General features: G+C 65.1%; 24 protein-coding genes and 1 pseudogene. 9 read left to right on the top strand and 16 right to left on the bottom strand.

Annotation, left to right across the window (positions count from 1 at the left end; translation table 11 throughout):
- Positions 1-159 precede the first annotated feature (159 nt).
- The 9 genes and pseudogenes from QRM89_RS04965 to QRM89_RS04925 form a co-directional block, all read right to left on the bottom strand.
- Complete coding sequence (locus tag QRM89_RS04965) at positions 160-753, bottom strand: TIGR00730 family Rossman fold protein (protein ID WP_014507326.1); 594 nt, start codon at positions 751-753, stop codon at positions 160-162.
- Positions 754-972: 219 nt separating this feature from the next.
- The gene (lpdA, locus tag QRM89_RS04960; RefSeq protein WP_115576814.1) at positions 973-2,415 is read right to left on the bottom strand and encodes a dihydrolipoyl dehydrogenase; all 1,443 of its coding nucleotides are present in this window, start codon (positions 2,413-2,415) and stop codon (positions 973-975) included.
- A gap of 112 nt (positions 2,416-2,527) precedes the next feature.
- Positions 2,528-3,736, bottom strand: a complete 1,209-nt coding sequence (sucB, locus tag QRM89_RS04955) for a dihydrolipoyllysine-residue succinyltransferase (protein ID WP_285447424.1) — start codon at positions 3,734-3,736, stop codon at positions 2,528-2,530.
- 42 nt (positions 3,737-3,778) lie between these two features.
- Positions 3,779-6,682, bottom strand: a complete 2,904-nt coding sequence (locus QRM89_RS04950; protein ID WP_181921467.1) for a 2-oxoglutarate dehydrogenase E1 component — start codon at positions 6,680-6,682, stop codon at positions 3,779-3,781.
- 105 nt (positions 6,683-6,787) lie between these two features.
- Positions 6,788-7,699, bottom strand: a complete 912-nt coding sequence (locus QRM89_RS04945) for a GNAT family N-acetyltransferase (protein WP_285447423.1) — start codon at positions 7,697-7,699, stop codon at positions 6,788-6,790.
- 104 nt (positions 7,700-7,803) lie between these two features.
- A pseudogene (locus QRM89_RS04940) lies at positions 7,804-9,219 on the bottom strand (cupin domain-containing protein); the annotation flags it as partial.
- A 309-nt stretch (positions 9,220-9,528) separates the two neighbouring features.
- Complete coding sequence (locus tag QRM89_RS04935; RefSeq protein WP_285447421.1) at positions 9,529-10,029, bottom strand: DUF3060 domain-containing protein; 501 nt, start codon at positions 10,027-10,029, stop codon at positions 9,529-9,531.
- A gap of 88 nt (positions 10,030-10,117) precedes the next feature.
- Positions 10,118-11,485: an adenylosuccinate lyase gene (gene purB / locus QRM89_RS04930; protein ID WP_042598778.1), complete on the bottom strand. Its 1,368-nt coding sequence runs from the start codon at positions 11,483-11,485 to the stop codon at positions 10,118-10,120.
- Positions 11,486-11,520: 35 nt separating this feature from the next.
- Entirely contained in the window at positions 11,521-12,843 is a 1,323-nt protein-coding gene (locus tag QRM89_RS04925) for a hemolysin family protein (protein WP_285447420.1), read from the bottom strand.
- A gap of 286 nt (positions 12,844-13,129) precedes the next feature.
- Here QRM89_RS04925 and QRM89_RS04920 point away from each other — a divergent pair, with 286 nt between their 5' ends.
- Positions 13,130-14,533, top strand: coding sequence for a class II fumarate hydratase (locus QRM89_RS04920; protein WP_285447419.1), 1,404 nt, complete (start codon positions 13,130-13,132; stop codon positions 14,531-14,533).
- Between the two features lie 104 nt (positions 14,534-14,637).
- Here the strand turns inward: QRM89_RS04920 and QRM89_RS04915 are convergent, their stop codons facing one another.
- The 7 genes from QRM89_RS04915 to QRM89_RS04885 all read right to left on the bottom strand — a co-directional run bounded on the left by QRM89_RS04915 (position 14,638) and on the right by QRM89_RS04885 (position 19,022).
- The gene (locus QRM89_RS04915) at positions 14,638-15,060 is read right to left on the bottom strand and encodes a hypothetical protein (protein ID WP_119959883.1); all 423 of its coding nucleotides are present in this window, start codon (positions 15,058-15,060) and stop codon (positions 14,638-14,640) included.
- A 98-nt stretch (positions 15,061-15,158) separates the two neighbouring features.
- A complete protein-coding gene (locus QRM89_RS04910; RefSeq protein ID WP_014507341.1) occupies positions 15,159-15,692 on the bottom strand; it encodes a DUF2884 family protein in 534 nt (177 codons plus the stop codon).
- A gap of 27 nt (positions 15,693-15,719) precedes the next feature.
- A complete protein-coding gene (locus QRM89_RS04905; RefSeq protein ID WP_285447418.1) occupies positions 15,720-16,544 on the bottom strand; it encodes a DUF2807 domain-containing protein in 825 nt (274 codons plus the stop codon).
- A gap of 9 nt (positions 16,545-16,553) precedes the next feature.
- Positions 16,554-17,540: an ABC transporter permease gene (locus tag QRM89_RS04900; RefSeq protein WP_011036684.1), complete on the bottom strand. Its 987-nt coding sequence runs from the start codon at positions 17,538-17,540 to the stop codon at positions 16,554-16,556.
- Positions 17,537-18,412 carry an ABC transporter ATP-binding protein gene (locus QRM89_RS04895; protein ID WP_285447417.1) on the bottom strand — a complete coding sequence of 292 codons (876 nt, stop codon included), beginning with the start codon at positions 18,410-18,412 and terminating at the stop codon, positions 17,537-17,539. Before QRM89_RS04895 ends, QRM89_RS04900 begins: the two co-directional genes overlap by 4 nt.
- A complete protein-coding gene (locus tag QRM89_RS04890; RefSeq protein ID WP_011036686.1) occupies positions 18,409-18,771 on the bottom strand; it encodes a GntR family transcriptional regulator in 363 nt (120 codons plus the stop codon). Before QRM89_RS04890 ends, QRM89_RS04895 begins: the two co-directional genes overlap by 4 nt.
- Positions 18,772-18,773: 2 nt before the next feature.
- Entirely contained in the window at positions 18,774-19,022 is a 249-nt protein-coding gene (locus QRM89_RS04885) for a hypothetical protein (protein ID WP_012438718.1), read from the bottom strand.
- A gap of 134 nt (positions 19,023-19,156) precedes the next feature.
- Here QRM89_RS04885 and QRM89_RS04880 point away from each other — a divergent pair, with 134 nt between their 5' ends.
- The 8 genes from QRM89_RS04880 to QRM89_RS04845 all read left to right on the top strand — a co-directional run bounded on the left by QRM89_RS04880 (position 19,157) and on the right by QRM89_RS04845 (position 25,526).
- A complete protein-coding gene (locus QRM89_RS04880; protein ID WP_012438717.1) occupies positions 19,157-19,714 on the top strand; it encodes a glutathione peroxidase in 558 nt (185 codons plus the stop codon).
- 21 nt (positions 19,715-19,735) lie between these two features.
- Positions 19,736-19,936 (top strand): hypothetical protein, encoded by a 201-nt coding sequence (locus QRM89_RS04875; RefSeq protein ID WP_225041553.1) that lies wholly within the window; start codon positions 19,736-19,738, stop codon positions 19,934-19,936.
- Positions 19,866-20,768, top strand: a complete 903-nt coding sequence (locus QRM89_RS04870; RefSeq protein WP_225041547.1) for an FKBP-type peptidyl-prolyl cis-trans isomerase — start codon at positions 19,866-19,868, stop codon at positions 20,766-20,768. Before QRM89_RS04875 ends, QRM89_RS04870 begins: the two co-directional genes overlap by 71 nt.
- 24 nt (positions 20,769-20,792) lie before the next feature.
- Positions 20,793-22,139, top strand: a complete 1,347-nt coding sequence (locus tag QRM89_RS04865) for a UDP-glucose/GDP-mannose dehydrogenase family protein (RefSeq protein ID WP_014507346.1) — start codon at positions 20,793-20,795, stop codon at positions 22,137-22,139.
- A complete protein-coding gene (locus QRM89_RS04860; RefSeq protein WP_011036690.1) occupies positions 22,132-22,368 on the top strand; it encodes a SlyX family protein in 237 nt (78 codons plus the stop codon). The genes QRM89_RS04865 and QRM89_RS04860 overlap by 8 nt, the downstream gene beginning before the upstream one ends.
- A gap of 18 nt (positions 22,369-22,386) precedes the next feature.
- Entirely contained in the window at positions 22,387-23,064 is a 678-nt protein-coding gene (locus tag QRM89_RS04855; protein ID WP_343237668.1) for a DUF2058 family protein, read from the top strand.
- 254 nt (positions 23,065-23,318) lie between these two features.
- Entirely contained in the window at positions 23,319-24,173 is an 855-nt protein-coding gene (locus tag QRM89_RS04850; RefSeq protein WP_285447415.1) for a transporter, read from the top strand.
- 207 nt (positions 24,174-24,380) lie between these two features.
- The gene (locus tag QRM89_RS04845) at positions 24,381-25,526 is read left to right on the top strand and encodes a LacI family DNA-binding transcriptional regulator (protein WP_322634381.1); all 1,146 of its coding nucleotides are present in this window, start codon (positions 24,381-24,383) and stop codon (positions 25,524-25,526) included.
- Positions 25,527-25,536: the final 10 nt, after the last annotated feature.

Here is a 25,536-nt window from a genome sequence, read left to right as displayed (position 1 = left end):
GGTGCGGGCGCCAAGATGTTGCGGCGCGGATGTGCAGCGCGCTATCCGCATGGTCACTGATCAGCGTGGTGCTAGACCACTACAGCATCTGCGCGGGGTTCGCGCCCTACTACAAGCCGCTGCGCTGGTCCGCAGCGACTGTTGCTGCCGCCGTGAGGATCACACCAGGGTGGAGCGGCGCTTCTCGTCGATCCACTTCGACGCCTGTGCCGGCGTGTAGTGCTGCATCCACTCCAGCATCTGCTCGATGTCGGCGCCGTACCACAGGTCGCTGCGCTGATCCGGATGCAGGAAGCGTTCCTCGACCATGCGATCGATCATGCCGATCAGCGGCGCGTAGAAGCCTTCGATGTCCAGGAAGGCGCACGGCTTGTTGCCGATGCCCAGCTGCCGCCAGGTCAGCATCTCGAAGATCTCCTCCATGGTGCCAAAGCCGCCGGGCAGGGCGACGAACGCATCCGACAGCTCGAACATGCGCATCTTGCGCTCATGCATGGAGCCGACGATTTCCAGCGTGGTCAGCCCGCGATGCGCCACTTCCCAATCGGCCAGCTGCTGCGGAATCACGCCGGTCACTTCGCCACCTGCGGCCAGCACCGCGTTGGCCACCGTGCCCATCAGCCCGACATTGCCACCGCCATACACCAGGCGCAGCCCCTGTTTGGCGATGCGGTCACCCAGCGCAATGGCGCGCTCGGCATAGGCAGGCTTGTTGCCGGCATTGGAACCACAGTAGACGCAGATGCTTTTCATGAGATTTGGGATTTGGGATTTGGGATTCGCAACAGCGGAGTTGGACGCATCGATCAGGTAGACGCTATGCCTGAGGACTGCCTGTGAGGTCTTGCGTGTTGCGGGACTTAAACGCATAACGCCGGGTTTTCGCCCGGCGTTACGTGATTGCCGGGTTGGGAGAAGGGATCAGGAGCCGCTGTTGCGAATCCCCAATCCCAAATCCTCAATCCCAGCGCGTCAGTTCGCCTTATGAATGGCGCGCTTGCTCACCGCCATGGCGGCGTCGTGGATCGCTTCGGACAGGGTCGGGTGCGCATGGCAGATGCGTGCCAGATCGTCGGCCGAGCCGCTGAACTCCATCGTCAGCACACCTTCGTGCACTAGCTCCGAGACACCGACGCCCACCAGGTGCATCCCCAGCACGCGGTCGGTTTCGGCATCGGCGATCACCTTGACGAAGCCAGCCGGCTCGCCCATGGCCACCGCACGGCCGATCGCCGCGAACGGGAAGCTGCCGGCCTTGTAGGCAACGCCTTCGGCCTTGAGCTGCTGCTCGGTCTTGCCGACCCAGGCAATTTCCGGCTCGGTGTAGATGACCCACGGAATGGTGTCGAAGTTGACGTGGCCGGGCAGGCCGGCGATCAGCTCGGCCACTGCGATGCCTTCCTCGAAGCCCTTGTGCGCCAGCATCGGGCCGCGCACGCAGTCGCCGATCGCCCACACACCGTCGACGCCGGTGTGGCAATGCCCATCGACCTCGATCTGGCCACGCTCGGTCACCTTGACGCCGGTGCCCTCGGCCAGCAGGTTCTTGGTCGCGGCCTTGCGGCCCACGGCCACCAGCAACTTGTCCACGGTCAAGGTCTGCTCGCCGGCGGCGTCGGTGTAGCTGAGCACCACCTGCTTGGCGTCGCCGCTGCCGGTGATCTCGGTCTTGCTGACCTTGGCGCCCAGCTTGATGTCCAGACCCTGCTTCTTGAATTCCTTCAGCGCGGTCTTGGCCACTTCGGCATCGGCCAGCGCCAGGAAATCCGGCAGCGCTTCGAGAATGGTGACCTCGGCGCCCAGACGCTTCCACACGCTGCCCAGTTCCAGGCCGATGACGCCGGCACCGATCACTGCCATGCGCTTGGGCACCGCGGTGAAGTCCAGGCCGCCGACGTTATCGACGATGGTGTCGCCGTCGAACTTGGCGAACGGCAGTTCGATCGATTCCGAACCGGCCGCCAGGATCACGTTGGTGCCCTTGAGCTCGATCTCGCCGCCTTCGTGCTGGGCGACCTTGACGATGTTGCCCGGCAGCAGCTGGCCGAAGCCGTAGTACGGGGTGATCTTGTTCGCCTTGAACAGCATGGCGATGCCGCCGGTGAACTGCTTCACGATCTTGTCCTTGCGGCCGATCATGGTGGGCACGTCCATCTTGGCGTCGTTGAAGCTGATGCCGTGGTCGCCGAACAGGTGGCCCATGTTCCAGAACTGGCGCGAGGAATCCAGCAGCGCCTTGGACGGGATGCAGCCCACGCGCAGGCAGGTGCCGCCCAGGGCAGGCTTGCCGTCCTTGCCGATGGCTGCGTCGATGCAGGCGACCTTCATGCCGAGCTGCGCTGCACGAATCGCAGCGTGATAACCGGCCGGGCCGGCACCGATGACGACGACGTCGAATTGTTCTTGTTCGCTCATTCTTCGCTCACGAGATTGGGGATTGGAGATTGGGGATTCGCAAAAAGCACGATGCTCTGAATCGGGGCGCTCTCGCTAATCCCCAATCCCGAATCACCAATCCCGGCTTTCATCACAGACCAAACAACATCCGGCCCGGGTTTTCCAGCTGATTCTTGATGTCGACCAGGAACTGCACCGAATCCTTGCCGTCGATGATGCGGTGGTCGTAGGACAGCGCCAGGTACATCATCGGCGCGATCACGACCTGTCCGTTCTCGGCGATCGGACGTTCCTTGATTGCGTGCATGCCCAGGATGGCGCTCTGCGGCGGGTTGATGATCGGGGTCGACAACAGCGAGCCGAAGGTGCCGCCATTGGTGATGGTGAAGGTGCCACCCTGCAGGTCGTCCAGGCCCAGCTTGCCGGCACGCGCCTTGGCGGCGTAGTCGGCGATGCCCTGTTCGACTTCGGCGAACGACTGGCGCTCGACGTTACGCAGCACCGGCGTCACCAGGCCCTTCTCGGTCGAGACGGCGATCGAGATGTCGCTGTAGCCGTGATAGATGATGTCGTCGCCGTCGATCGAGGCGTTGACCAGCGGGAAGCGCTGCAGTGCGTTGGCCGCGGCCTTTACGAAGAAGCTCATGAAACCGAGCTTGATGCCGTGCGCCTTCTGGAATTCGTCCTGCAGTTCCTTGCGCGCGGCCGACACCTTGGCGAGGTTGACCTCGTTGAAGGTGGTCAGCATCGCGGTGGAGTTCTTGGACTCCATCAGGCGCTTGGCGATCGTCTTGCGCACACGGGTCATCGCCACGCGCTCTTCCGGACGGGCGCCAGACGCCTTGCCCACGCCGCCGGCCTTGGCGAAGTTGACGATATCTTCCTTGGTCACCGCGCCACGACGGCCGGTGCCCTCGACCTGCGACGGATCCACGCCCTGGGTGATGGCGGAAAAACGCGCACCCGGCGGCAGGCTGTCAGCAGACGACTTCGATGCAACCGGCGCGGCAGCGGCAGCCGGTGCCGGCGCAGCAGCAGGCGCAGCGGCGGCAACCGGGGCTTCGGCCTTCTTCTCTTCGGCCGGTGCGGCCGCGGCCACGGCGCCTTCTTCGATGATCGCCAGGATCTGGTTGCTGGTGACCGTGCTGCCGGCTTCGAACTTGATTTCCTTCAGTACGCCGTCGACCGGCGAAGGAACTTCCAACACGACCTTGTCGGTTTCCAGATCGACCAGATTCTCGTCGCGCTTGACCGCTTCACCGGCCTTCTTGTGCCAGCTGGCGATGGTGGCGTCGGAAACGGATTCGGGCAGTACCGGAACTTTGACTTCGGTGGCCATTCGGGGAGCGTCCTAGGGTTTTCGTTCTTTGGGGAAGAGGAGTTATTCAGCGACTTGGTCGTTGAACGGATTGAGCAGCGCATCGGCGACCAGCTTCTGCTGTTCGGCGATGTGGTCGGCCATGTGGCCGGCAGCAGGCGAGGGCGAACGGGCACGGCCGGCGTAGTGCAGGCTCTGACCGCTGGCCAGGCAGAAATTCAGGTGATGGCGGATCTGGTACCACGCACCCTGGTTCTGCGGCTCTTCCTGACACCACACCACGTCGGCAGCATTGCCGAAGCGCTTGAGTTCTGCAGCCAGCTGCGCACGCGGGAACGGGTACAGCTGTTCCACACGCAGGATGGCAACGTCGTCCTGGCCACGCTTGGTCTGGTCTTCGAGCAGGTCGTAATAGACCTTGCCCGAGCACAGCACCACGCGCTTAACCTTGCTCGCGTCGGCCTTGGCGTCGGGGATCAGATGCTGGAACTGCCCATCGGCCAGTTCTTCCAGCGTCGACACCGCCAGCTTGTGGCGCAACAACGACTTCGGGGTCATCACCACCAGCGGCTTGCGGGTGGTCATGCGCATCTGACGACGGATCATGTGGAAGCACTGCGCCGGGGTCGTCGGCACGCAGACCAGCATGTTCTCCAGCGCGCACAGCTGCAGGAAACGCTCAAGACGTGCGGAGCTGTGCTCCGGACCCTGGCCTTCGTAGCCGTGCGGCAGGAACAGCGACAAACCCGCGATGCGGCCCCACTTGGCTTCGCCGGCAGCGATGAACTGATCGATCACTACCTGCGCGCCATTGGCGAAGTCGCCGAACTGCGCTTCCCAGACGCACAGCGCGTTCGGGTCGGTGGTGGAGTAGCCGTACTCGAAGCCCATCACCGCTTCTTCGCTCAGCAGCGAGTCGATGATGGTGGCGTCTTCGGGGTTTTCCACCAGCTGGCGCAGCGGCAGGTAATAGCTGTCGGTCTTCTGGTCATGCAGAATCGCGTGACGGTGGAAGAACGTACCGCGGCCCGCATCCTGCCCGACCAGGCGCAGCTTGTGGCCTTCGGCCAGCAAGGTGGCGTAGGCCAGATTCTCGGCAAAGCCCCAGTCACCGGCCTGATTGCCGGCGGCCATCTTGACGCGGTCTTCGTAGATCTTCGCCACACGGGCGTGCAGTTCAACACCGGCCGGGATGGTGGTGATCAACTTGGCCAGACGGTCCAGCTCATCGCGCTTGACGCGCGTATCGACCGGATCGGCCGCAGTGCCGACCAGATACTTGGACCAGTCGATGGCGAATTCGTCCGGCTTGCGCTTGGCCAATTCGGTGGTGTATTCGCCCGAATCCAGCTTGTTGCGGTAGCCATCCACCAGCGCCTTGGCCTCGTCGGCGCTCAGCACACCATCGCTTTCCAGCTTGGTGGCGTAGAGCTCGCGGGTGGTCTTGTGCTTGCGGATGGTCTGGTACATCACCGGCTGCGTGGCGGCCGGCTCGTCGGCCTCGTTATGGCCCCAACGGCGGTAGCAGACCAGGTCGATCACCACGTCCTTCTTGAACTGCTGGCGGAACTCATAGGCCAGCTTGGACACGAACATCACCGCGTCCGGGTCGTCGCCGTTCACGTGGAAGACCGGCGCGCCGATCATCTTGGCAACGTCGGTGCAGTACAGCGTGGAACGGGCATCGTCTCGTGCGCTGGTGGTGAAGCCGATCTGGTTGTTCACCACGATATGCACGGTGCCGCCGACCGCGAAACCGCGCGCCTGCGACATCTGGAACAGCTCCATCACCACGCCCTGGCCGGCGAATGCGGCGTCGCCGTGGATCAGGATCGGCAGCACGGTCTTACGATCCGCATCACCGAAACGCTCCTGACGCGACCGCACGCTGCCGACCACGACCGGGTCGACGATTTCCAGGTGCGAGGGGTTGAACGCCAGCGCCAGGTGGACCTGCTTGTCGTCGCCGACCGCGATGTCCGCCGAGAAGCCCATGTGGTACTTGACGTCGCCGGTGTGCGCGCGGTCGTCGTGGGCGTGCTCGAACTTGCCTTCGAACTCGTCGAACAGCTTGCGCGGGTTCTTGCCCAGCGTATTGACCAGCACGTTGAGGCGGCCGCGGTGGGCCATGCCGATCACGATGTCCTTGACCTGGTCATTGCCGGACTGGCGAATGATGGTGTCCATCATCGGGATCAGTGCGTCGCCGCCTTCCAGCGAGAAGCGCTTCTGGCCGACGTACTTGGTGTGCAGGTAGCGCTCCAGGCCTTCGGCGGCGGTGAGCCGCTCCAGCGTGCGCTTGCGGCTGGCCGCATCGGCAGCGATCTTGCCGCCGGCATCTTCCAGGCGCTTGTAGATCCACTGGCGCTGGTCGAATTCGGGGATATGCATGAATTCGGCGCCGATCGTGCTGGCGTAGGTCGCCTTCAGGCGCGCCAGCAGATCCTTCAGTTTCATCCGCGGCTGGCCGCCGACGCCGCCGGTGCTGAACTCGCTGTCCAGATCAGCCTGCGAGAGGCTATGGAACGGCAGGTCCAGGTCGGGCGGGTTGACCGGCGGGGTCAGACCCAGCGGATCGAGCTGCGCGCCGAGATGACCACGCGAACGGTAGGCGGTGATCAGACGACCGACATTGCGCTCGCGCTCGTCGCTGGCGCCCACGCCGGTACCGGCATTGGCAGCCTGTTTTGAGGCGCTGAGAATGTGGGCAATTGCCGCCGAGTGCGGCACATCACCGGCATCGCGACCGTTGAAGCCGTCGAAATACGCCTTCCACTTCGGATCGACACTGTCGGGGGCGACGAGGTACTGCTCGTACAGATCCTCGATATAGGCGGCATTGCCGCCGGCGAGCTGCGATGACTGCGCGAACTGCTTTAGGAGATTATCCACGATGGTAAGTCGGGTCTGCTGTGGGGATGATTGTGCGGAAGCGGCAGGGCGAGTTGCCCTATCGGTCGATCTCAAATCTCGAAAAATTATACCCCCTTGCGCTTGTGAGGGGGCGTCTGCGAGCTGACCGGCGGGGTAGACCAATTGGCCAGACGCCTACGCGCAAGGGGCGCTGCGACGTCAGATGCCAAGCGCGCGCGGTTCGTTCCAAAGTGCGCTGCGCTCCCATATCTGCGCGAATTCGCGCTCAAGCTGCCGGCTGCGTGCCGCGCCGGTCAGCCAGGTTTCGCCGTCGTCGAAGCGGTGCCCTGTTGGACGAAAGTAGTAGGCGTCGTCGCCGATCACGTAGGCCGATGCATAGCTGGTATCGACCGGATCGCTGATCGCACGGAACCGGAACACGCTGGGCAGCCGTTGCGCCAGCCGCAGCAGTGCGCTGCCGCTGGCGCTGGCTGCAGCGGGCTCCTGCACCAGCACGTGCACACGCTTGTCGTGGCGAGCGGTGGCAAAGCGACGCAGTGCGTCGAGCACGGCCGGGGCATCGAACAACGCCACGTCCAGGGCGCGCGTGTAGATCAATACCTGCCGGCGCGCGGTGCCGAGCAGGGCGCTGGTGGCGGTGTGTGCCGCTGCCAGGGTTTCGACCGCCATCGGGCCGTCCAGGCGGCGATACAGCGCCTGGCCTGCTGGCACCTCCTCTGCGGTTGTCGAGAGCGCAGCGGGAGGCACAGGCAGGAAACCGAGCCGGCCGAACAGGGCGGCGGCTTCTGCGCTGACATGCGTGCTCAGGGTGGGCCAGCCGCGCTGGCGGGCGCTGTCCACGGCGGCGGCAAGCAGGCGAGCGGCCAGACCGCGCCGGCGCCAGGCCGGCAGGACGCCCAGGCGGTCGATGCGCCGATCCGGTGTGAGCCGGACGGCGGCGACCAGCTCGCCATCCGCATCGCGTGCGGCCAGGTGCAGACTGAGCGGGTCGAGGGCATCCCAGGAGTCCTCGGTAGCGCTGGCCGCCCAGCCCGCACGCAGCGCACGCAAGGTCCCGGCCTGCGTGGCCGGGTCCAGGGTGACGATCTGCGCCGGGCCGGCGGGGGTCATGCGCGCTGCGGATCCTCATCGTCGTGCAACGCGTCGTCGTCGGCCGGGTTGGCGTCGTCGTCTTCCTGCGTGGCAGAAGCGTCGCTTGCCGTGCCGTTCTCGGCGGCCGCGTCGGCGGTGTCGTCCCCGTCTTCCGCTTCCTCGAGCGCATCCGGCTGGTCGGCCTCGTCTGCGATTGCTTCCACGTCGGCGTCCGCATCGATCTGCGTGGCGTCGGTGTCCGTATCCAGATCAGCGTCTTCGTCGTTGTCGAGGTGGTCGGCCGACAGGCTCAGCGTGTGCGCATCGTCGTCGTCGAGGTCTTCGTACTGATCCTCATGCGCGCGCTGGTAATGGCCCTGCGCCAGCAGTTCGAGCACCACCTCGCGGCCACGCACGGACAGCTGCCCGTAGAGCGCGCCGTCGATCTCCTCGGCGGCGGCCAGGCGGCTGGCGTCCTTGACCGACAGCGCAAATTCCAGGCCGCTGCAGAACAGGGTGGCGCCGCGCTTGGCACGTCGCCAGGCCAGCCGCGACCACGGGTGGCGATGCAGCAGCACGCCTTCGTCCAGGGCCTGCTCCACGGCCTCGCGCGGGATCGGTTCCGGTGCCGGCACCACGTCGCCGGAGGCGCGGTAGGTGGTCATGAAGCGGCCAAACCAGTCGCCCAGGCGGTCCGGGTCGTTCATGCGCAGGGCGTTGAGCGCGGCGACCACGCGGTTCATCGCGGTGACATCGATCTCGTATGGATCGGCCGGCACCTTGAGGTCTTCGTCGTGATAGCGCACGGCCTCGTCGGCATCGGCGATCAAGGTGTCCAGGTAGTCACCGATCAGCTCGGCAGAGGAGGGCGCGCGGGTGCCGATGGAAAAGGTCAGGCAAGCGTCCTGGGCCACGCCGTGGTGCGGCACCAGCGGCGGCAGGTACAGCATGTCGCCCGGGCCCAGCACCCAGTCATGGGTGGGCTTGAATTCGCGCAGGAGCTTGATGTCCACATCGTCGCGGAACGCCAGCGGCGAGGGCTTGCGGCCCTGCGAGGTGCGTGCGTCGACCTGCCAGCGGCGGTGGCCCAGGCCCTGCAGCAGGAACACGTCGTAATGGTCGACATGCGCGCCCACCGAGCCGCCGGTGGCGGCGAAGCTGATCATGATGTCGTCGATGCGCCAGCGCGGCAGGAAGCGGAACTGTTCCAGCAGCGCACGCACGTCGGCGTCCCACTTGTCCACGTCCTGCACCAGCAGGGTCCAGTCGTGGTCGGGCAGGCCGGGGAAGTCGGTTTCCTGGAACGGGCCGGTGCGCACGGTCCAGTCGTCGGCGGCGCGGTCGTGGCTGATCAGCCGCGCCAGCACGCCGTCTTCGCAGGCCAGGCCGGCCAGGTCTTCCGGCTGCAGCGGCGACTGGAAATCCGGGAAGGCGTTGCGGATCAGTAGCGGATGCTTGTGCCAGTAATTGCGCAGGAAGCGCTCGACCGGCATGCCCAACGGCAACCCTGGACGGGCCTGGACTTCGATGACGGGAGGGGTCGCTTTGCGTGCAGCCATGGAGGAAATCCTTGCAAGGTGTAGACGGGAGTGCGCGGGCGCGGGCTGGCCGCGCGAAGGCGCCTATTGTCCGATGCTTGCGCCGGATGTGCACCTGCGCCGCGTGCACGGGGCGGCCCTCCTTCAGCAATGTGCGTGACGGTGCGTGTGTTGCGGCGTGCAGGCCGCACGATCAGGGCAAGCCAGTGGCAGGCATGCGAATTGGCGGTTGCGGCGCTGCAGTACGCGCGGTCGGCTTCGCAATGGTGGCGACCGCGTCGAGCGGTTTTAAGCGGATCTGCAACCGGATCCGCCAAGCGCTGCCGGCATTCACATCACCTTGTTGCCACGGCCGCGGTCGTCCAGCGTGGGCTTGCTGGACGGGTTGACGGTGTTGTCGTTGCCGGAAAAACGCACCTGCTTCACCTCGCGCGCCAGCACCAGATTCTGGTTGCCCTGGATGTCCACACTGTCGACGTTGGTGAGGTTCAAGGTGTTGTTCTGGCCGGTGACGCTGAGCTCGCCGAGCTGTTTGTTGAGAACAGTGAAATTGCTGCCTTCCAGCCGGATCGCGCGCGCCTTATCGACGTTCAGTGCGCCGCGCGAGGCGGTGATGGTGATCGAGGCGCACGCGCCATGAATCAGCCATTCGGTGTCATCGCGGGTCAAGCGCAGATCCTTGCCGTTGCAATCGGCGCCGCTGGCCGGGTCGGTGAGCGTCGAAGACACCGCCGAGACCGCCTGCGCGGCGGGGCCATCGCCGCCGCAGCTGCTCAGCAGGGCAATGGTGGCAAGGGACAGCAGAGGAGCGTTGATCCGGACTGCGCGCATGGTCGATCCTTCAATGGATGAGGCAGGTCGATGAGGCCGGCACCATACCAGCCTCACCCGTGCGCGCTGTTGACGCCGGACCGACGCGTCAGATGGCGCGCGCCAGTTGCTCGGCCAGGCCGGTGTAGCCACCGGGCGTCAACGCACGCAGGCGCTGCTTGTCCTCTTCGGGCAGTTGCAGGCTTTCCACGAACGCCTGCATCGAGGCGGCGGTGATGCCCTGCCCGCGGGTCAGTGCCTTGAGTTGCTCGTAGGGATTGGGCAGGCCATGGCGGCGCATCACCGTCTGCACGGCCTCGGCCAATACTTCCCAGGCGGCGTCCAGATCGGCATCCAGGCGCTCGGGATTGACGGTCAGCTTGCCCAGGCCTTTGGCCAGCGAGTCGAGTGCCACCTGGGTATGGCCGAACGCGGTGCCGAGGGCGCGCAGCACGGTGGAGTCGGTGAGGTCGCGCTGCCAGCGGCTGATCGGCAACTTGGCGCTGAAATGCTCGAACAGCGCATTGGCGACGCCGAAATTGCCTTCGGCGTTCTCGAAGTCGATCGGGTTGACCTTGTGCGGCATGGTCGAGGAACCGACTTCGCCTTCTTTCAATTTTTGCTTGAAATAGCCGAGCGAAATGTAGCCCCAGATGTCACGCGCCAGGTCGATGAGGATGGTGTTGGCGCGGCGAGTGGCATCGCCGATTTCGGCCACGTTGTCGTGCGGCTCGATCTGCGTGGTGTAGGGGTTGAAGACCAGCCCCAGGCCTTCGACAAAGCGCTGCGCGAACTGCGGCCAGTCCACCGACGGGTAGGACGCCACGTGTGCGTTGTAGTTGCCCACCGCGCCATTGATCTTGCCGGTCAGCTCGACCGCGGCGATCTGCTTGCGCTGGCGCTCCAGCCGCGCCACCACGTTGGCGATCTCCTTGCCGAGCGTGGTGGGCGAGGCGGTCTGGCCATGCGTGCGCGAGAGCATCGGCTGCGCGGCCTGAGCGTGCGCAAGCGTGCGCAGCGAGGCGGCGACGCCGTCCAGGGTGGGCAGCAGCACCTCGCGGCGCGCCTGCTCCAGCATCAGGCCATAGCTGAGGTTGTTGATGTCTTCGCTGGTGCAGGCGAAATGCACGAATTCCAGCGCCGGGCCCAGCTCGGCATCGTCCTTGAGCTGTTCCTTGATGAAGTACTCCACCGCCTTGACGTCATGGTTGGTGGTGCGTTCGATCTCCTTGACGCGTGCGGCGTGCGTCACGCTGAACTGCTCGGCCAGGGCGCGCAAGCGCTGCGTGGCGGCGGCCGAGAAGGCCGGCAGTTCGGCGATGCCCGGCTCGGCGGCCAGTGCCAGCAGCCACTCGATCTCCACTTTCACCCGCGCCTTGATCAGGCCGTATTCGGAAAAGATCGGGCGCAGCGCGTCCACCTTGGAGGCGTAGCGGCCATCGAGCGGGGACAGGGCGAGCAGGGCGGAATCCGACATGGGCAGGGCACTGGGAAGCAGGCGGGGCGGCTATTCTACGCCGCCCCGGCGCCGGCTTCGCCGACCGGGCGCACCGTCACCGCCTGGATGCGATGGCCGACCATCCGCCGGACCGTGAGCAGGTGCCCGTCCAGTTCCAGGGTCTCGCCTTCTTCCGGCAGCCGCTGCAGCTGGTGCACGATCAGGCCGCCAACCGAATTGATCTGGTCGGGCGCGCTGAGATCGCGGCCCAGCAGGCGTTCCAGGCGAAAGATCGAGGTGCTGCCGGCCACCAGCAGCGAGCCGTCCTGGCCGCGCACTGGCGCGTCGCGCACCACGTGGCGGTGCTCGTCCTCGATCTCGCCCACCACCACCTCCAGCAGGTCCTCCAGGGTAAAGAACCCCAGGATGCGGCCGTGCTCGTCCACGCACAGCGCCAGATGGGTGGCGCCGCTGCGGAACTGCTCCAGCGCCCGCGGGATCGGGCTTTCCAGCGCCAGCACGGTGGCCGGGCGCAGCAGGGTGCGCAGCGCATCAAGGGGCTGGCCGTGCGCCATCGCCACCAGGATGTCCTTGGTGTGCAGGATGCCGAGTACCTGCTCGCCCTCGGCGTCGAACCAGGGATAACGGCTGTAACGCGATGTGCTGAATTCCACCAGCACCGTCTGCAGCGTCATGCCTTCCCGCAGGCTGCGCAGGTGCTCACGTGGGCGCATCAGGTCGCCAGCCACCAGGTCGGGCAGCTCCAGCACATGGCTCATCAGTGCCATTCCGTGATCGGGCGCGACCGCGTTGGGGTCCTGGCGGCCCACGATCAGCTTGAGTTCCTCGCGCGAATAGCGGTGCGATTGGTGCTCCAGCTCGCCCCAGCCCAGCACGCGTAGCAGCCGGTTGGCACTGGTGTTGAGCACCCAGATCGCCGGATACATGACCCAGTAGAACGCGTACAGCGGTGCGGCCGTCCACAGCGACATGCGCTCCGGGCGGCGAATGGCCATCGATTTGGGCGCCAGTTCGCCGAGCACGATGTGCAGAAACGAGATCAGGCTGAAGGCGATCGCCAGCGCGGTGAACTGCGCGGCTTCCGGCGATAGACCCAGCGTGTCGAACACTGGCTGCAGCAGGTGCGCGAAGGCCGGCTCGCCGACCCAGCCCAGGCCAAGCGAGGCCAGCGTGATCCCGAGCTGGCAGGCCGATAGATACGCGTCCAGGTGTGCATGCACGCCCAGCAGCAGGCGCCCGCGCCAGCCGTGATGTTCGGCCAGGCCCACCGCCTGGGTATGCCGCAATTTGACCAGTGCAAATTCAGCGGCGACAAAAAACCCGTTCAACAGCACCAGCAACAGCGCGATCAGCAACAGCCCGACGTTAGCCCACATGGCGTGCTTCACGCGGTGCGGTCACCGGAATGCGCTGCGTAACGTCTGCGAGGCTGGGGCGGCGGTGTGGCGTGGCGAAACACGCGATCAACAGTTGGGTTCTACAGTCAGGCGCGTCGCCCATGGCAGCGAAAGATCTCCAGCAAACACAGGCAACAGTCTAGCCGCAGTGCTGCGATGACATCGCGGCAACGGTGCGGGCGCGTATCGTATGGCGTCGCCAGCCCGGGTGCGCCCCGCTGCCAGCCTTCCTTCACCACCAATCAACGATGTGCGGAGAGTGCAGATGAGCGAGAGTTTCAGGATCGAACACGACAGCATGGGCGAATTGCAGGTGCCTGCCGATGCGTTGTGGGGTGCGCAGACCCAGCGCGCCGTGCAGAACTTCCCGATTTCCGGCCAGCCGATGCCGCGCGGTTTCATTCGCGCGCTGGGGTTGATCAAGGCCGCGGCCGCGGGCGTCAACGCCGATCTCGGGCTGCTGTCCAAATCGGTGGCCAAGGTGGTGCAGGAAGCCGCCTTGCAGGTGGCGCAGGGCACGCACGATGCGCATTTCCCGATCGATGTGTATCAGACCGGCTCTGGCACGTCGTCGAACATGAATGCCAACGAGGTGATTGCCACGTTGGCCACGCGCGCCGGCAAGGATGCGGTGCATCCCAATGACCACGTCAATCTCGGGCAGAGTTCCAACGACGTGGTGCCCACCGCGATTCGCGTCTCGGCATTGCTGGCGGTGCAGGAGCAACTGCAGCCGGCGCTCAAGCACCTGCGCAAGACCATCGACAAGCGCGCCAAGGGTCTGGACAAGATCGTTAAGACCGGCCGCACGCATCTGATGGATGCGATGCCGCTGACCTTTGGGCAGGAGTTCGGCGCGTGGTCTGCGCAGCTCAGTTCAGCGCAGGAGCGCATCGACGACAGCCTGAAGCGGCTGCGCCGGTTGCCGCTGGGCGGCACTGCAATTGGCACCGGCATCAACGCCGATCCGCGCTTCGGCGGCAAGGTGGCCAAGGCCTTGTCCACACTGAGCAGCGTCAAGTTCGAAAGTGCCGAGAACAAGTTCGAAGGCCTGGCGGCGCAGGATGATGCGGTGGAATTGTCGGGCCAGCTCAATGCGCTGGCGGTGGCCTTGATCAAGATTGCCAACGACCTGCGCTGGATGAATGCCGGGCCGCTGGCAGGGCTGGGCGAGATCGAATTGCCGGCGCTGCAGCCAGGCAGTTCGATCATGCCGGGCAAGGTGAATCCGGTGATTCCCGAAGCGACCGTGATGGTGTGCGCGCAGGTCATCGGGCACCACACCGCGATCACGGTGGCCGGGCAGACCGGCAATTTTCAGTTGAACGTGGCGTTGCCGCTGATCGCCGCGAACCTGCTGGATTCGATCAACCTGCTCAGCAACGTCTCGCGCCTGCTGGCCGATACCGCCATTGCCGGATTGAAGGTGCGCCAGGAGCGCGTGCGCGAGGCCCTGGACCGCAACCCGATCCTGGTGACCGCGCTCAACCCGATCATCGGCTACGAAAAGGCTGCCGCGATCGCCAAGCGCGCCTACAAGGAGCAGCGCCCGGTGTTGGATGTGGCCAAGGAAGATAGCGGTCTGAGCGAGACAGAGTTGCGCCGTTTGCTGGACCCGGCGGCGTTGACACGCGGTGGCATCCAGGCGGGCGGCGGTGGTGGCGGCTGACCGCAGTCAGCTGTTGTAGGAGCGCACTGGTGCGCGATGGGCTTTATCGATAACGCCTCATCGCGCGCAAGCGCTCTCCTACGGATTGCCGCGGTTATGCAGACTCAATGCCGCTCGGCCTGCACATTGCCGAAGCTTTCGCGATACGGCTGCAGCGGCGGGATGTCGTTGAGCAATTCGCCACTCAGGCGCTGGATTTCCGGCGTTGCGGTGAGCTTGATCGACTTGTACTCGGGGTCCGGGCCCGCATCGGCGATGGCCTGCTGGCGCAACATCTGCAGGTGACCGAACAGCAGCTGCAACTTGAGCCGGGTCGGCTCGGCCTGCGGCAGGGCGATATCGTCGATCTTCAGCGTGCCGTCCGGAGTGATTTCCGCATTGGCTGCGGGGGGGCGGCGAATCATCACCGACTGGGTGGTCACCGCGACACGTGGCTTGCCACGTTCAGCGCGGCGGGACGATTGGTCACCGCAGGCGGCCAGGGTGCACAGCAGTAGCGCCATGCAGAGCATCACGAACTTGTTCATGGGGTCGGTGGGTCGTGGGAAGACAAGTAGTGTAATCCCGCGTCCGTCAACGCTGCCCCGATCAATCGACCGGGGCGGCGCATCCCTGCACAGTGGCGTTACTTACGGCAATCCTCGACGTCGTGCTGGGTGAGGCTGGCGTAGGGCGCAAAGGCCGGAATCAGGCTGGCGGCCGCATCCTGCGCCGTGCGCAGGCCGACCAGGCGGTCGCAGATCTGCAGTGCGTGTTGCTTGAAGGTGTCGGCCTCGGCTTCGATCTTCTCGCCGATCTGGTCGGGGTTGCCGCTCAGTACGCCCTTGAGCGCTTCGCCGGCCGCGTGCGCACCGAACGCCGCGCCCTTGGTGCCGATCTCGATGCCTTGCTTGGCCACGGCCTGCAACTGCGCGTAATAGCCGCGCATGGCCTGCTGCTGCGCAGCGTTCAGCGCCACTGGCTTGCCAGCGATGCGCAAGCTGCCGTCTGCACCAATCCTGGCTGCCGGCAAGCCGCTACGGTTGAGCGTGACGCTGTTGTTGTCAAACGTCACGCCGCTGCCGTTGACCTGCGCCGAGCCGCTGGTCGTGCTTTCCGAGTGCCCGCCGCACCCCACCAGCAACGCCCCCATCAGTAATGCCGAAGCAAGCACTTTCATCTGTAGTCTCCCCATGTTGGACGTTGATCAGTGGTCGGCCGGCACACGCGTGGTGCCGGAGATATCGCTGGCGCTGATATCGCCGCTGCCCTTGTGCGCCAACGTCAGATCCCCCCGCACCTTGCGCACCTCCGCGGCACCGGAGGCGATCGATTCGATGTTGACGCTGCCTTGTACATCGCTGACTTCGAGATCGCCCGAGCCAATGCTGCCGACCTGCACGTTGCCGGCGACGCCATGCAGCTTCACGTCGCCCGAGCCGATCTTGCCGACCTCGGCCGCGCCACGGATCTGGCGCGCCTTGATATCGCCAGAGCCCACGGCCAGCACCTGCAAGGTGCCCGCGTCCTCCAGTTCGATATCGCCTGAACCCACCTTGGCGGTCACGCGGCCCTTGGTGCGGCGCACGGTCATGTCGCCGGAGCCCACGTCGGCGCTGACGGCTGCGGCGCCGCTGATCTCGGCATCGCCGGAACCGATGTCGAACTGCACCAGCAGCGTATTCGGCACGCTGCCACGCAGGTCCAGATAGGCGTAGCTCTCGCCAATGGAGATGCGCAGCGGGCGGTCGTCTTCCAGCGTGACTACCAGTTTGGTGCCCACCCGTTTCTGGGTGACAGTGAGGTTGCGCAGCAACTCTGGCCGGGCAGCGCAGGCACGCCCGCTCACGCGCCCGCTGGTGCCCGGGATCGCCTCCAGGCGCAGGTCATTGGAGGCGATCTCGAACAACACCGTCTTGACCCCGGACAGCTGCAACTCCAGGCTGCGCGGGTCGGAAAACTTGCACTGCTCTTCGGCCACGGCAGCGCCGGGCAGACCAAGCAGCAGGAGCAGACTCAGTGGCAGGCGCATGGCGCGACCTCAGGCTTCGGAGCGCCGGCGGCGCAGGTAGATGGAGGCAGCGATCAGGGCAACGCCGATGGCCGCACCGATCCAGATGTCCGGGTTGCCGTAGACGCGTGCGCTGTCGGTGTGTTGCAGCACCCATTGCACCAGGTCGCTGGGGTTCTGCATCGCACTGCTGTCCAGGGTGCCGCTGACCGCGCGCGGCGACCAGGTGCCGGGCAGGGCGCTCAGCAGGCCGCGGTAGCCGACGATGTACCAGACCCAGCCGATCGGCAGCGACACACCGGGCATGGCCGAGAGAATGCTCAGCATCACGCAGGCCAGCAGCGGGAACAGCACCGCCCACAGGAACGGCTTGGACGTGGCCCATGCCGAGCAGAACATCAGCCAGCCCACCGTCGGCAGCGACCACAACAGGCTCATCGGCACGGTCATCAACAGCCGTCCAACCAGGGCGAACGGATGCGAATGCGTGGCCATGGCCCACGGGCTGGGGACGCCGGCGATCAACGCGCCACCGATGGCGATCAACCACAGGGCAAGGCCGACCACCAGGCCGATTGCAATCGCGATCAGCGGCGCCAGCAACAACGCCCATGCGGCCTTGGACAGCACTGTCTGCGTGTCCGACACCGGCAAGGATTTCCAGAACAGCACGCTGCGATCGCGGCGGTCGTCGTAGAGGCTGCCCAGCGCATAGAAGAACACCACGAAGGCCAGTACGACCGAGGCGATGCCGATGCCGCCCAGCAGCAGGCCGTCGCCCACCTGGCCCAGGGTGCGGGTGTATTCGGCCAGGTCGTCCATCCTCATGCTGTCGCCGGACATGTTGCCGCGCGCGCTGACTGCGCCGATCACCGCGCCCAGCAGCGCGAAGAACACCGCGATGCCGCCGGTGATCACCTGCGACCAGACGAAACCGCCACGGTGCTCCCAGTACTCGCGCTTGAGCAGCCAGGTGAACGTGCGTGCGGGAGATGCTTGGTGGGTCATTGCATTCATGCGTAGGTCCCCTTCATGACAGCAACAAACAGATCGGCCAGGCCGGGATTGCGGGTTTCACCGAAGCGGGCGAGTTGCTCCTTGGGCGCGCCGTCGAACAGCATCACGGTCTTGCCGAACGGCAGGCTGCGCTCGTCGATGGGGCCCAGTGCGCGCGCGCTGTCCAGGTGCTCGGCGTTGACCAGTACTTCGGTGTAGCGCTCGGCGACGTGTTCCATATCGGCCGTGAGCACGATCCGGCCATCGCGGATGAACATCACATCGGTGAGGATGTGCTCGATCTCTTCCACCTGGTGGGTGGTGACGATGATGGTCTTCTGCTCGTCGAAGTAGTCTTCCAGCAGGCGCTGGTAGAACTGCTTGCGGTACAGGATGTCCAGGCCCAGCGTGGGTTCGTCCAGCACCAGGATGCGCGCATCGATGGCCATCACCAGGGCCAGGTGCAGCTGCACGATCATGCCCTTGGAGAGTTCGCGTACCCGCGATTTGCGATTGAGCTGGGTGTTGGCCAGAAAACGCTCGCACTTGGCACGGTCAAAGCGCGGGTGCACGCCGGCGACGAAGTCGATGGCCTCGCCGACACGCAGCCAGCGCGGCAGCACCGCTACATCGGCAATGAAGCAGACCTCGTTCATCAGCGCGTTACGCTGCGTGCGCGGGTCCATGCCCAGCACCTGCAGCTCGCCGTCGAAATCGGTCAGGCCCAGCACGGCCTTGAGCGCGGTGGTCTTGCCGGCGCCGTTGGGGCCGATCAGCCCGATGATGCGGCCGGCGGCGATGGTGAACCTGGTGTTGTCCAGCGCAAGTCGGTGCTTGTAGGCCTTGCGCAGGCCACGAGCGTCGACCACGTGGTCGGTGGAGACGGCGGTCATGGTGTTTTCCCCTGTGGCAGCAGATCGTCGATGGTCAGTCCCAGGCGCTGGATGCGTTCCAGCACCGCAGGCCATTCTTCATTGAGGAAGCGCTCGCGTTCGCTTCCGCGCAATTTCTGTGCGGCTTCCGGGGTCATGAACATGCCCAGGCCGCGGCGCTTCTCCACCAGGTTCTCGTCGGCCAGTTCCTGATAGGCGCGCGAAACGGTGATGGGGTTCAATTGATAGTCGGCCGCCACTTGCCGCACCGAGGGCAGGGCGTCGCCAGGCTTGAGGATTCCATCGAGCATCATGGCAATCACACGTTCCTTGAGTTGGCGATAGATGGGAGCGCCGTCGCTCCACTGGATGTCAGTCATGATCAGCTCCGTGGGCGCAGGACTTGCGCGAAGGAGAAATAGGGCATCGACAGCGAGGCGCGCAGGTGCCGGCTGGGCCGGGTGCGTGTCTCGGGGGGAGTTGTCGCGTTTTCCGTAACCGCCTCCGACGCGCCATAATCGGCGCCGGTATCCGTGACCTGACTGGAAGCGGCTCCCAGGCAACCAATGGCGAACAGGGTGCTGCCGAACAGCAGCAGCGGAACTGGTCGCGTAAAGCGTGTGCTGTTCATGCTTTCCCCTGCGTTGGATGACTGGTGTTGTATTCAACTATAACACCGACACGCAGGCAGTCAACTGCCTGTCATACCCAACTGATGGCACCCCGCCGCTGGCGCGCGTGTCCTCACCACCTAGGGCACCGCTCATGTCGCTCAATCGTCTGTTGGTCCTTGTATTTGCTGGACTTTTTTCCACTGCTGCGGTGGCGGCCGGTACCTCGGTGCTGGATCTGGACTACCGCCCGCTGGCCGGCAAGGCCCCAATCAACCTGAACCGTAGTTACGGCGGCAAGGTGGTGATGGTGGTCAACACCGCCAGCAAGTGCGGCTTCACCCCGCAGTACGAAGGCCTGGAGGCGCTCAATCAGCGCTTCGGCAGCCGCGGGTTCACGGTGCTCGGCTTCCCGTCCAACGATTTCCAGGGACAGGAACCCGGATCTGAGAAACAGATCCAGGAATTCTGCACGCTGACCTATGGCGTCAAGTTCCCGATGTTTGAGAAGGTGCATGTGCTGGGCGCGCAGGCGACCCCGCTGTATCAGCGACTGACGCGCGAGACCGGCGTGGCGCCGGGTTGGAACTTCCACAAGTATTTGATCGGTCGCAATGGACAGGTGGTGGCGCAGTTCCCGAGCAAGGTCAAGCCGGACGATCCGCAGGTGCTGGCGGCGATCGAGCGCGAGCTCAAGGCGCCGGCACGCTGAGCGCGGCGCGCGCAACGTCGCGTGCACATGCGACAATGCGCATTCAGCGCCGGCGTCGGCGTGATCTTTTCACTTTCGGGAAGTGCATCGAATGAAGATGGGAAAGCGCGGCGCGGCGGCGTCGCTACTGATGGTGGCAATGTCGGCAACGATGCCTGCGATGTCGCAACAACCGGCCGCAGCGGCCACCAAGGAGAAGCCGGCTTTGAATGCATCGTCTGAAAAGAGCAACGTGAGTTACGCCATCGGTATGGACGTGGCACGTTCGTTCGAGCCGATCGCGCAGGACATCGATGTGAGCGCCATGCAGCGCGCCATCGAGAACGCCTTCAAGGGCGGCAAGCCGCTGTTGTCCGACGAGCAGACCCAGGCCACCGACACCGCACTGCGCACCGCGCTGGCGGCACGCAACGGCCAGCAGATGCCGGGCATGGCACCGGGCAGCGCCCCGGCGGCGCCGTCCAAGGAAAATGTCGGCCTGATGCTGGGTGACCGCGCGGTTGGCCCGTCGCTGGCCGGCATCAAGGACGAGATCGATCTGTCGATCCTGATGGAAGCCGTCCGCACCGTGTTCGCCAAGGGCACCACGCGGTTGACCCAGCAGGAAGCGGCCGCAACGATGCAGGCGTTCGCCACTGCCAAGCAGGGCGCAGCCGGTGCCAAGAATCGCGAAGAAGGCAATGCGTTCCTGGCCAAGAACAAGACCGAAAAAGGCGTGATCACCACGGCCTCGGGTCTGCAGTACATGGTGCTGCGCCAGGGCAGCGGCGAGCGCCCGATGCCCACCAACACGGTGCGCGTCAACTACGAAGGCAAGCTGCTCGACGGGAAGGTCTTCGACAGCTCTTACCAGCGCGGCCAGCCGGCCGAGTTCGGTCTGAATCAAGTGATTGCTGGATGGACCGAGGGTGTCGCCTTGATGCCGGTCGGTTCGAAATATCGTTTCTGGATTCCATCCAACTTGGCCTATGGCCCGAACGGCACGCAGGGGGGGCCGATCGGACCGGACGCAACGTTGACGTTCGATGTCGAACTGATGGGTATCCTTCCCTGATCCCCCACAGGAGTACCCCCACCCATGCGAGTTGCGATCTTTGGTACCGGCTATGTTGGTCTTGTCACCGGTACCTGTCTGGCGGAAGTAGGTCATCACGTTATCTGCGTGGATATCGACCAGGCGAAAGTTGATGGTCTCAATCGTGGGGTGATTCCCATCTATGAACCCGGCCTGGAGCCGATGGTGAAAGCCAACCACGCCTCTGGCCGGTTGCGCTTCACCACCGACGCGGCCGAGGCGATTGCGCACGGCGAAATCACCTTCATCGCCGTGGGCACGCCGCCTGACGAGGACGGCAGCGCCGACCTGCAGTACGTGCTGGCGGTTGCGCGCACCGTGGGCCGTCATATCGACGGGCCGTCGGTGATCGTCAATAAGTCCACGGTGCCGGTCGGTACCGCTGACAAGGTGCGCGCGGCCATCCAGGAAGAACTGGATGCACGCGGCGTGGACCATGAGTTCGACGTGGTTTCCAACCCTGAGTTCCTCAAGGAAGGCGACGCGGTGGCTGACTGCATGCGCCCGGACCGGATCGTGATCGGTGCCAAGAAGCCGGCAGCGATTGCACGCATGCGCCGTCTGTATGCACCGTTCAACCGCAACCGCGATCGCATCGTGGAAATGGACGTGCGTTCGGCCGAGCTGACCAAGTACGCGGCCAACGCGATGCTGGCGACCAAGATCAGTTTCATGAACGAGATCGCCAACATTGCCGAACGTGTCGGTGCGGACGTCGAGCATGTGCGTAACGGCATTGGTTCGGATCCGCGCATTGGCTGGCACTTCATCTACCCCGGTGCCGGCTACGGCGGCTCGTGCTTCCCGAAGGATGTGCAGGCGCTTGCCAAGACCGCGCAGCAGTACGGCATGCAGCCGACCCTGCTCAATGCGGTGGAAAGCGTCAACAACGCGCAGAAGGGGCATCTATTTGAGCTTGTGCAGCGTCACTATGCCGATGGCAACGGCAGCATCGCCGGCAAGACCTTTGCAGTGTGGGGTCTGGCGTTCAAGCCCAATACCGATGACATGCGTGCAGCCTCCAGCCGTCGCCTGATGGCGCAGTTGTGGGAAGCCGGTGCCAAGGTGCGCGCGTATGACCCCGAAGCCACGCACGAAGCCAAGCGCATCTTCGGCGAGCGTGACGACCTGACGTTCTGCGACGACGCCTTCGCCGCACTGGAAGGCGCCGACGCGCTGGTCGTGGTCACCGAGTGGAAGCAGTTCCGCAGCCCGGATTTCGGCAAGATCAAGCAGGCTCTGAAGGACGACGTCGTGTTCGACGGCCGCAACCTGTACGACCCGCAGGAGATCGAAGCCGCAGGTCTGGCGTACTACGCCATCGGACGAGGCCGTTCGCTGCATGCATGAGCAACTCTCGCCGCGCGACCAGGAACTGGAAGCGCGGTTGGTGGAACTGGAAACGCGCCTCTCCTTTCAGGAGCAGGCGCTGACCGAACTGAGTGAAGCGCTTGCGGACGCCCGTTTGACGGGCGCCCGCAATGCCGAATTGATCCGCCACCTGCTCGAGGATCTGGGCAAGGTGCGCTCCACGTTGTTTGCGGATGCGGCGGACGAACCGCCACCGCCGCACTATTGATTGCAGATTGCCACCGCCATGAGCGATACCCTACGTGACCAGTTGCTTGGGTTGGGCTTCAAGCCCGCCCCCAAGCCCGAACGCAAACCCGACGCACGGCCTGCCGCGCGTCCGCATGGCAAGGGTGGCAAGCTTGCGCCCGGCAAGCCGGGACAGGGCAGGGGACCGCAGCGGCCGCATGCCGCTGCGGCACCCGACGGCAAGCCCGCGCCCTCCGCCAGGCCGCATCCGAACGCAGACCGTCGTGGGCCCCGGCCTGCGCGTACCCGTGAAGACATCGATCTGGCCAAGGCCTACGCGATCCGCGCGCAACGCGAGAAGGACGAGCGTATCGAAGCCGAGCGCGTGAAGCAGGAAGAAGCACGCCTGCGGCGCGAAGCCAAGGCCAAGCTGGAAGAACTGCTCAAGGACAAGAGCCTCAATCACGCGGAAGCGGACATCGCCCGCCACTTTCCGTATGGCGGCAAGATCAAGCGCATCTACGTCACCGCCGATCAGCTCAAGGCACTCAATGCCGGCGAGTTGGGCGTGCTGCAACTCAACGGCCGCTATCTGCTGGTGACAGCGCAGGTGCTGGCCGAAGCCGAAGCCGTGTTTGCACCATCGGTGGCGTTGAAGGTGGACCCCAATGCACCGGCCGGTGACGACCCGTACGCCGACCCGAAGTATCAGGTGCCGGACGACCTGGTCTGGTGAGTCGGGGCTTGTTTTTCCGGCACATTGAAGGCAACAAATCAGGCACCTGAGCGGTGCCTTTTTGTTGGCCCATCGCTGTCTTTGTTGGCTCGTAGGCCTAACGAATGCCTGGCTTCCAGCGCTTCGGTTCTGTTGCGCCGCGATACACAGGCCAATCACGGCCAGCACCCCACCATCGCAGCGCTCGCGGATGGCGGCTTCGCGGATGATGACGCGACTGATGCGCCGCCGCTTCTTCATTGGAAGGTCTTGCCATGTCCACACTGTCACGTTTTCGCTCTGCCTCTTCCTCTTCCTCTTCCTCTTCCTCTGCGGCTGAAGCAACGTATTGCGCGCAATCACGTCACCGATCATTTGCACGCCGTCTCGGTACATCCGCCGCAGTGCTGCTCGCACTGACTCTGCTCAGCCAGTGCGCTTTCGCGCAGGCCGACGATGCGCCGGCGTTCGATCGCCCGGGGATCCCGTTCGCGGCCGAGACGCTGCGCCCCGGCGCGTTTGCCTGGGAGCAGGGGCTTCCCGATGCCAGCACCGACCGCAGCGGCGGGCAGCGCACCACGCTGTATACGGCCGATACCGTGCTGCGCCTGGGCCTGTTTGAGAACGTCGAGCTGCAGCTGGGCAGTGACAGTTACAACTGGCAGCATGGCGGTGGTAAGCGCGTGCGGGGTGGTGGCGACAGCCACGTTGCGCTCAAGGTGGCGCTGCCGTCGCGCGTGGAGAGCTTTCATTGGGCCGTGCTCGGCAGCTACAGCGTGCCGACCGGCAGTGCGGCCTTCAGCGACGGCTATTCGCGCGAACTGGGCGTCACCGCCTCGTGGGACCTACCGCAGGAGCGCGCATTGGCGTTGTACGTCAACTACGCCCGCGATAGCGATGGCCACCAATGGACCTTCGCACCGAACTACACCTTCTTTTCCAGCGAGCACTTCAGCAGCTATGTGGAGGCCGGTATCGACTCGGGGGGTGACCACGCACGGGTGGCGGGCGCGGGCGGTGCCTGGCAGCTGCCGCACGCGATGCAGTTGGATGTCTCGGTGTTGCGGGGGCTGACCTCCGAGAGCCCGGACTGGCAGGGCGGGCTAGGGCTGTCGATCGCCTTCCAGTGACGGTGAGCTGCGGATACGCTGGGGCCAGCACACAGGCGCTGCGCTTGGAGCCAGGGCACTTGCTCTGGTCGTCGCGGGGCAGAGACAGTCCTTAGCACCATCCAACCAACCAACGCACGCTCCAGCCCGTCCCCACGGAAATGCTGCACTGCCGCATGCATTGAATGCAGGGAAGAGGCCTAATTGGATCGATCCAATCAGCGTCGAGTGCATGCCTCTTCCTTACCACTCCAGGTCTGCTGCGTGACCGGCGCCACGCCGACGCCTCCGTCGCCTGAGGACGACGCAGCGGGCGGCACCCGCCGCGGCGCGGTGACCTTGCGCGATATCGCCAACGCCATCGGCGTCTCGCGCGCGACGGTGTCGTTGGTGCTGCGCGGCAGCCCGCTCGTGCATGCGAGCACGCGCGCGCGGGTCGAGGCCGAGCTGGATCGCCAACATTATGTCTATAACCGTGCCGCCGCCAATCTGCGCCGCCGCACGTCATCCAGCATCGCGCTGGTGATCAATGATCTGTCCAATCCGTTCTTTGCCGAATTCGCTGCTGGCGTGGACGAGGCGCTAGGCGCAGCCGGGTACGTGACCTTGCTCGGTAGCACCGGCGAATCCACGCAGCGTCAGCAGGCGGTGCTGAGCTCGCTGATGGAGCACACGCCCGCCGGCATCATCCTCTCGCCGGCCGAAGGCAGCCAGGCGCAGGCACTGACCCAGGCGTTGGGACGACAGCGCAACGTGCTGCTGTTCAATCGCGAGGTCGCCGATGCCGAGTGGGATCTGCTGGCGCTGGACAACGAGCAGGGCGCGTTCGAGGCCTGCTCGCATCTCATCGCGCAGGGCCATCGGCACATTGTCTTTTTCGGTGGGCATGCCGCATCCAGTTCCTGCCGGCAACGGCGCGCCGGTTACGCGCGCGCAATGGCGGCCGCCGGTCTGGCAGTGCAGTGGGTGGAGTCGGCGCCCAACCGCCAGGACGCCGCGGTGTGTGCAACCCAGATGCTTGCGCATCCCGACCGCACTGCCAGTGCCGCGGTTTGCTACAACGACAGCGTTGCACTCGGATTGATGGCCGCGTTGGCCATGCGCGGTATTGTGCCCGGCCGCGACTTCGCGGTGACCGGCTTTGACGATATCGCCGAAGCCGGCTTGTTCACCCCCGCACTCACCACCTTGGCGGCCGACCCACGCGCGCGTGGCCAGCAGGCCGCACGGCTGATGCTGCAGCGCATTGAACACCCCGACCATGCGCCGCAGCGGCTTACCGCCGCGGTGGCATTGAAGATTCGCGCGAGCAGCGCATGTGCACCGTCCCCCGCAGTGTCCACCCATCCTCCCACCAAGGCCCCAGGCCGCTGACCAGGCAACT

The sequence above is a fragment of the Xanthomonas sp. LMC-A-07 genome, assembly GCF_030208825.1.
Lineage (GTDB): Bacteria > Pseudomonadota > Gammaproteobacteria > Xanthomonadales > Xanthomonadaceae > Xanthomonas > Xanthomonas campestris.
Note: the sequence above shows the minus strand (reverse complement) of the source record. Positions and strands in the feature narration are given on the sequence as shown.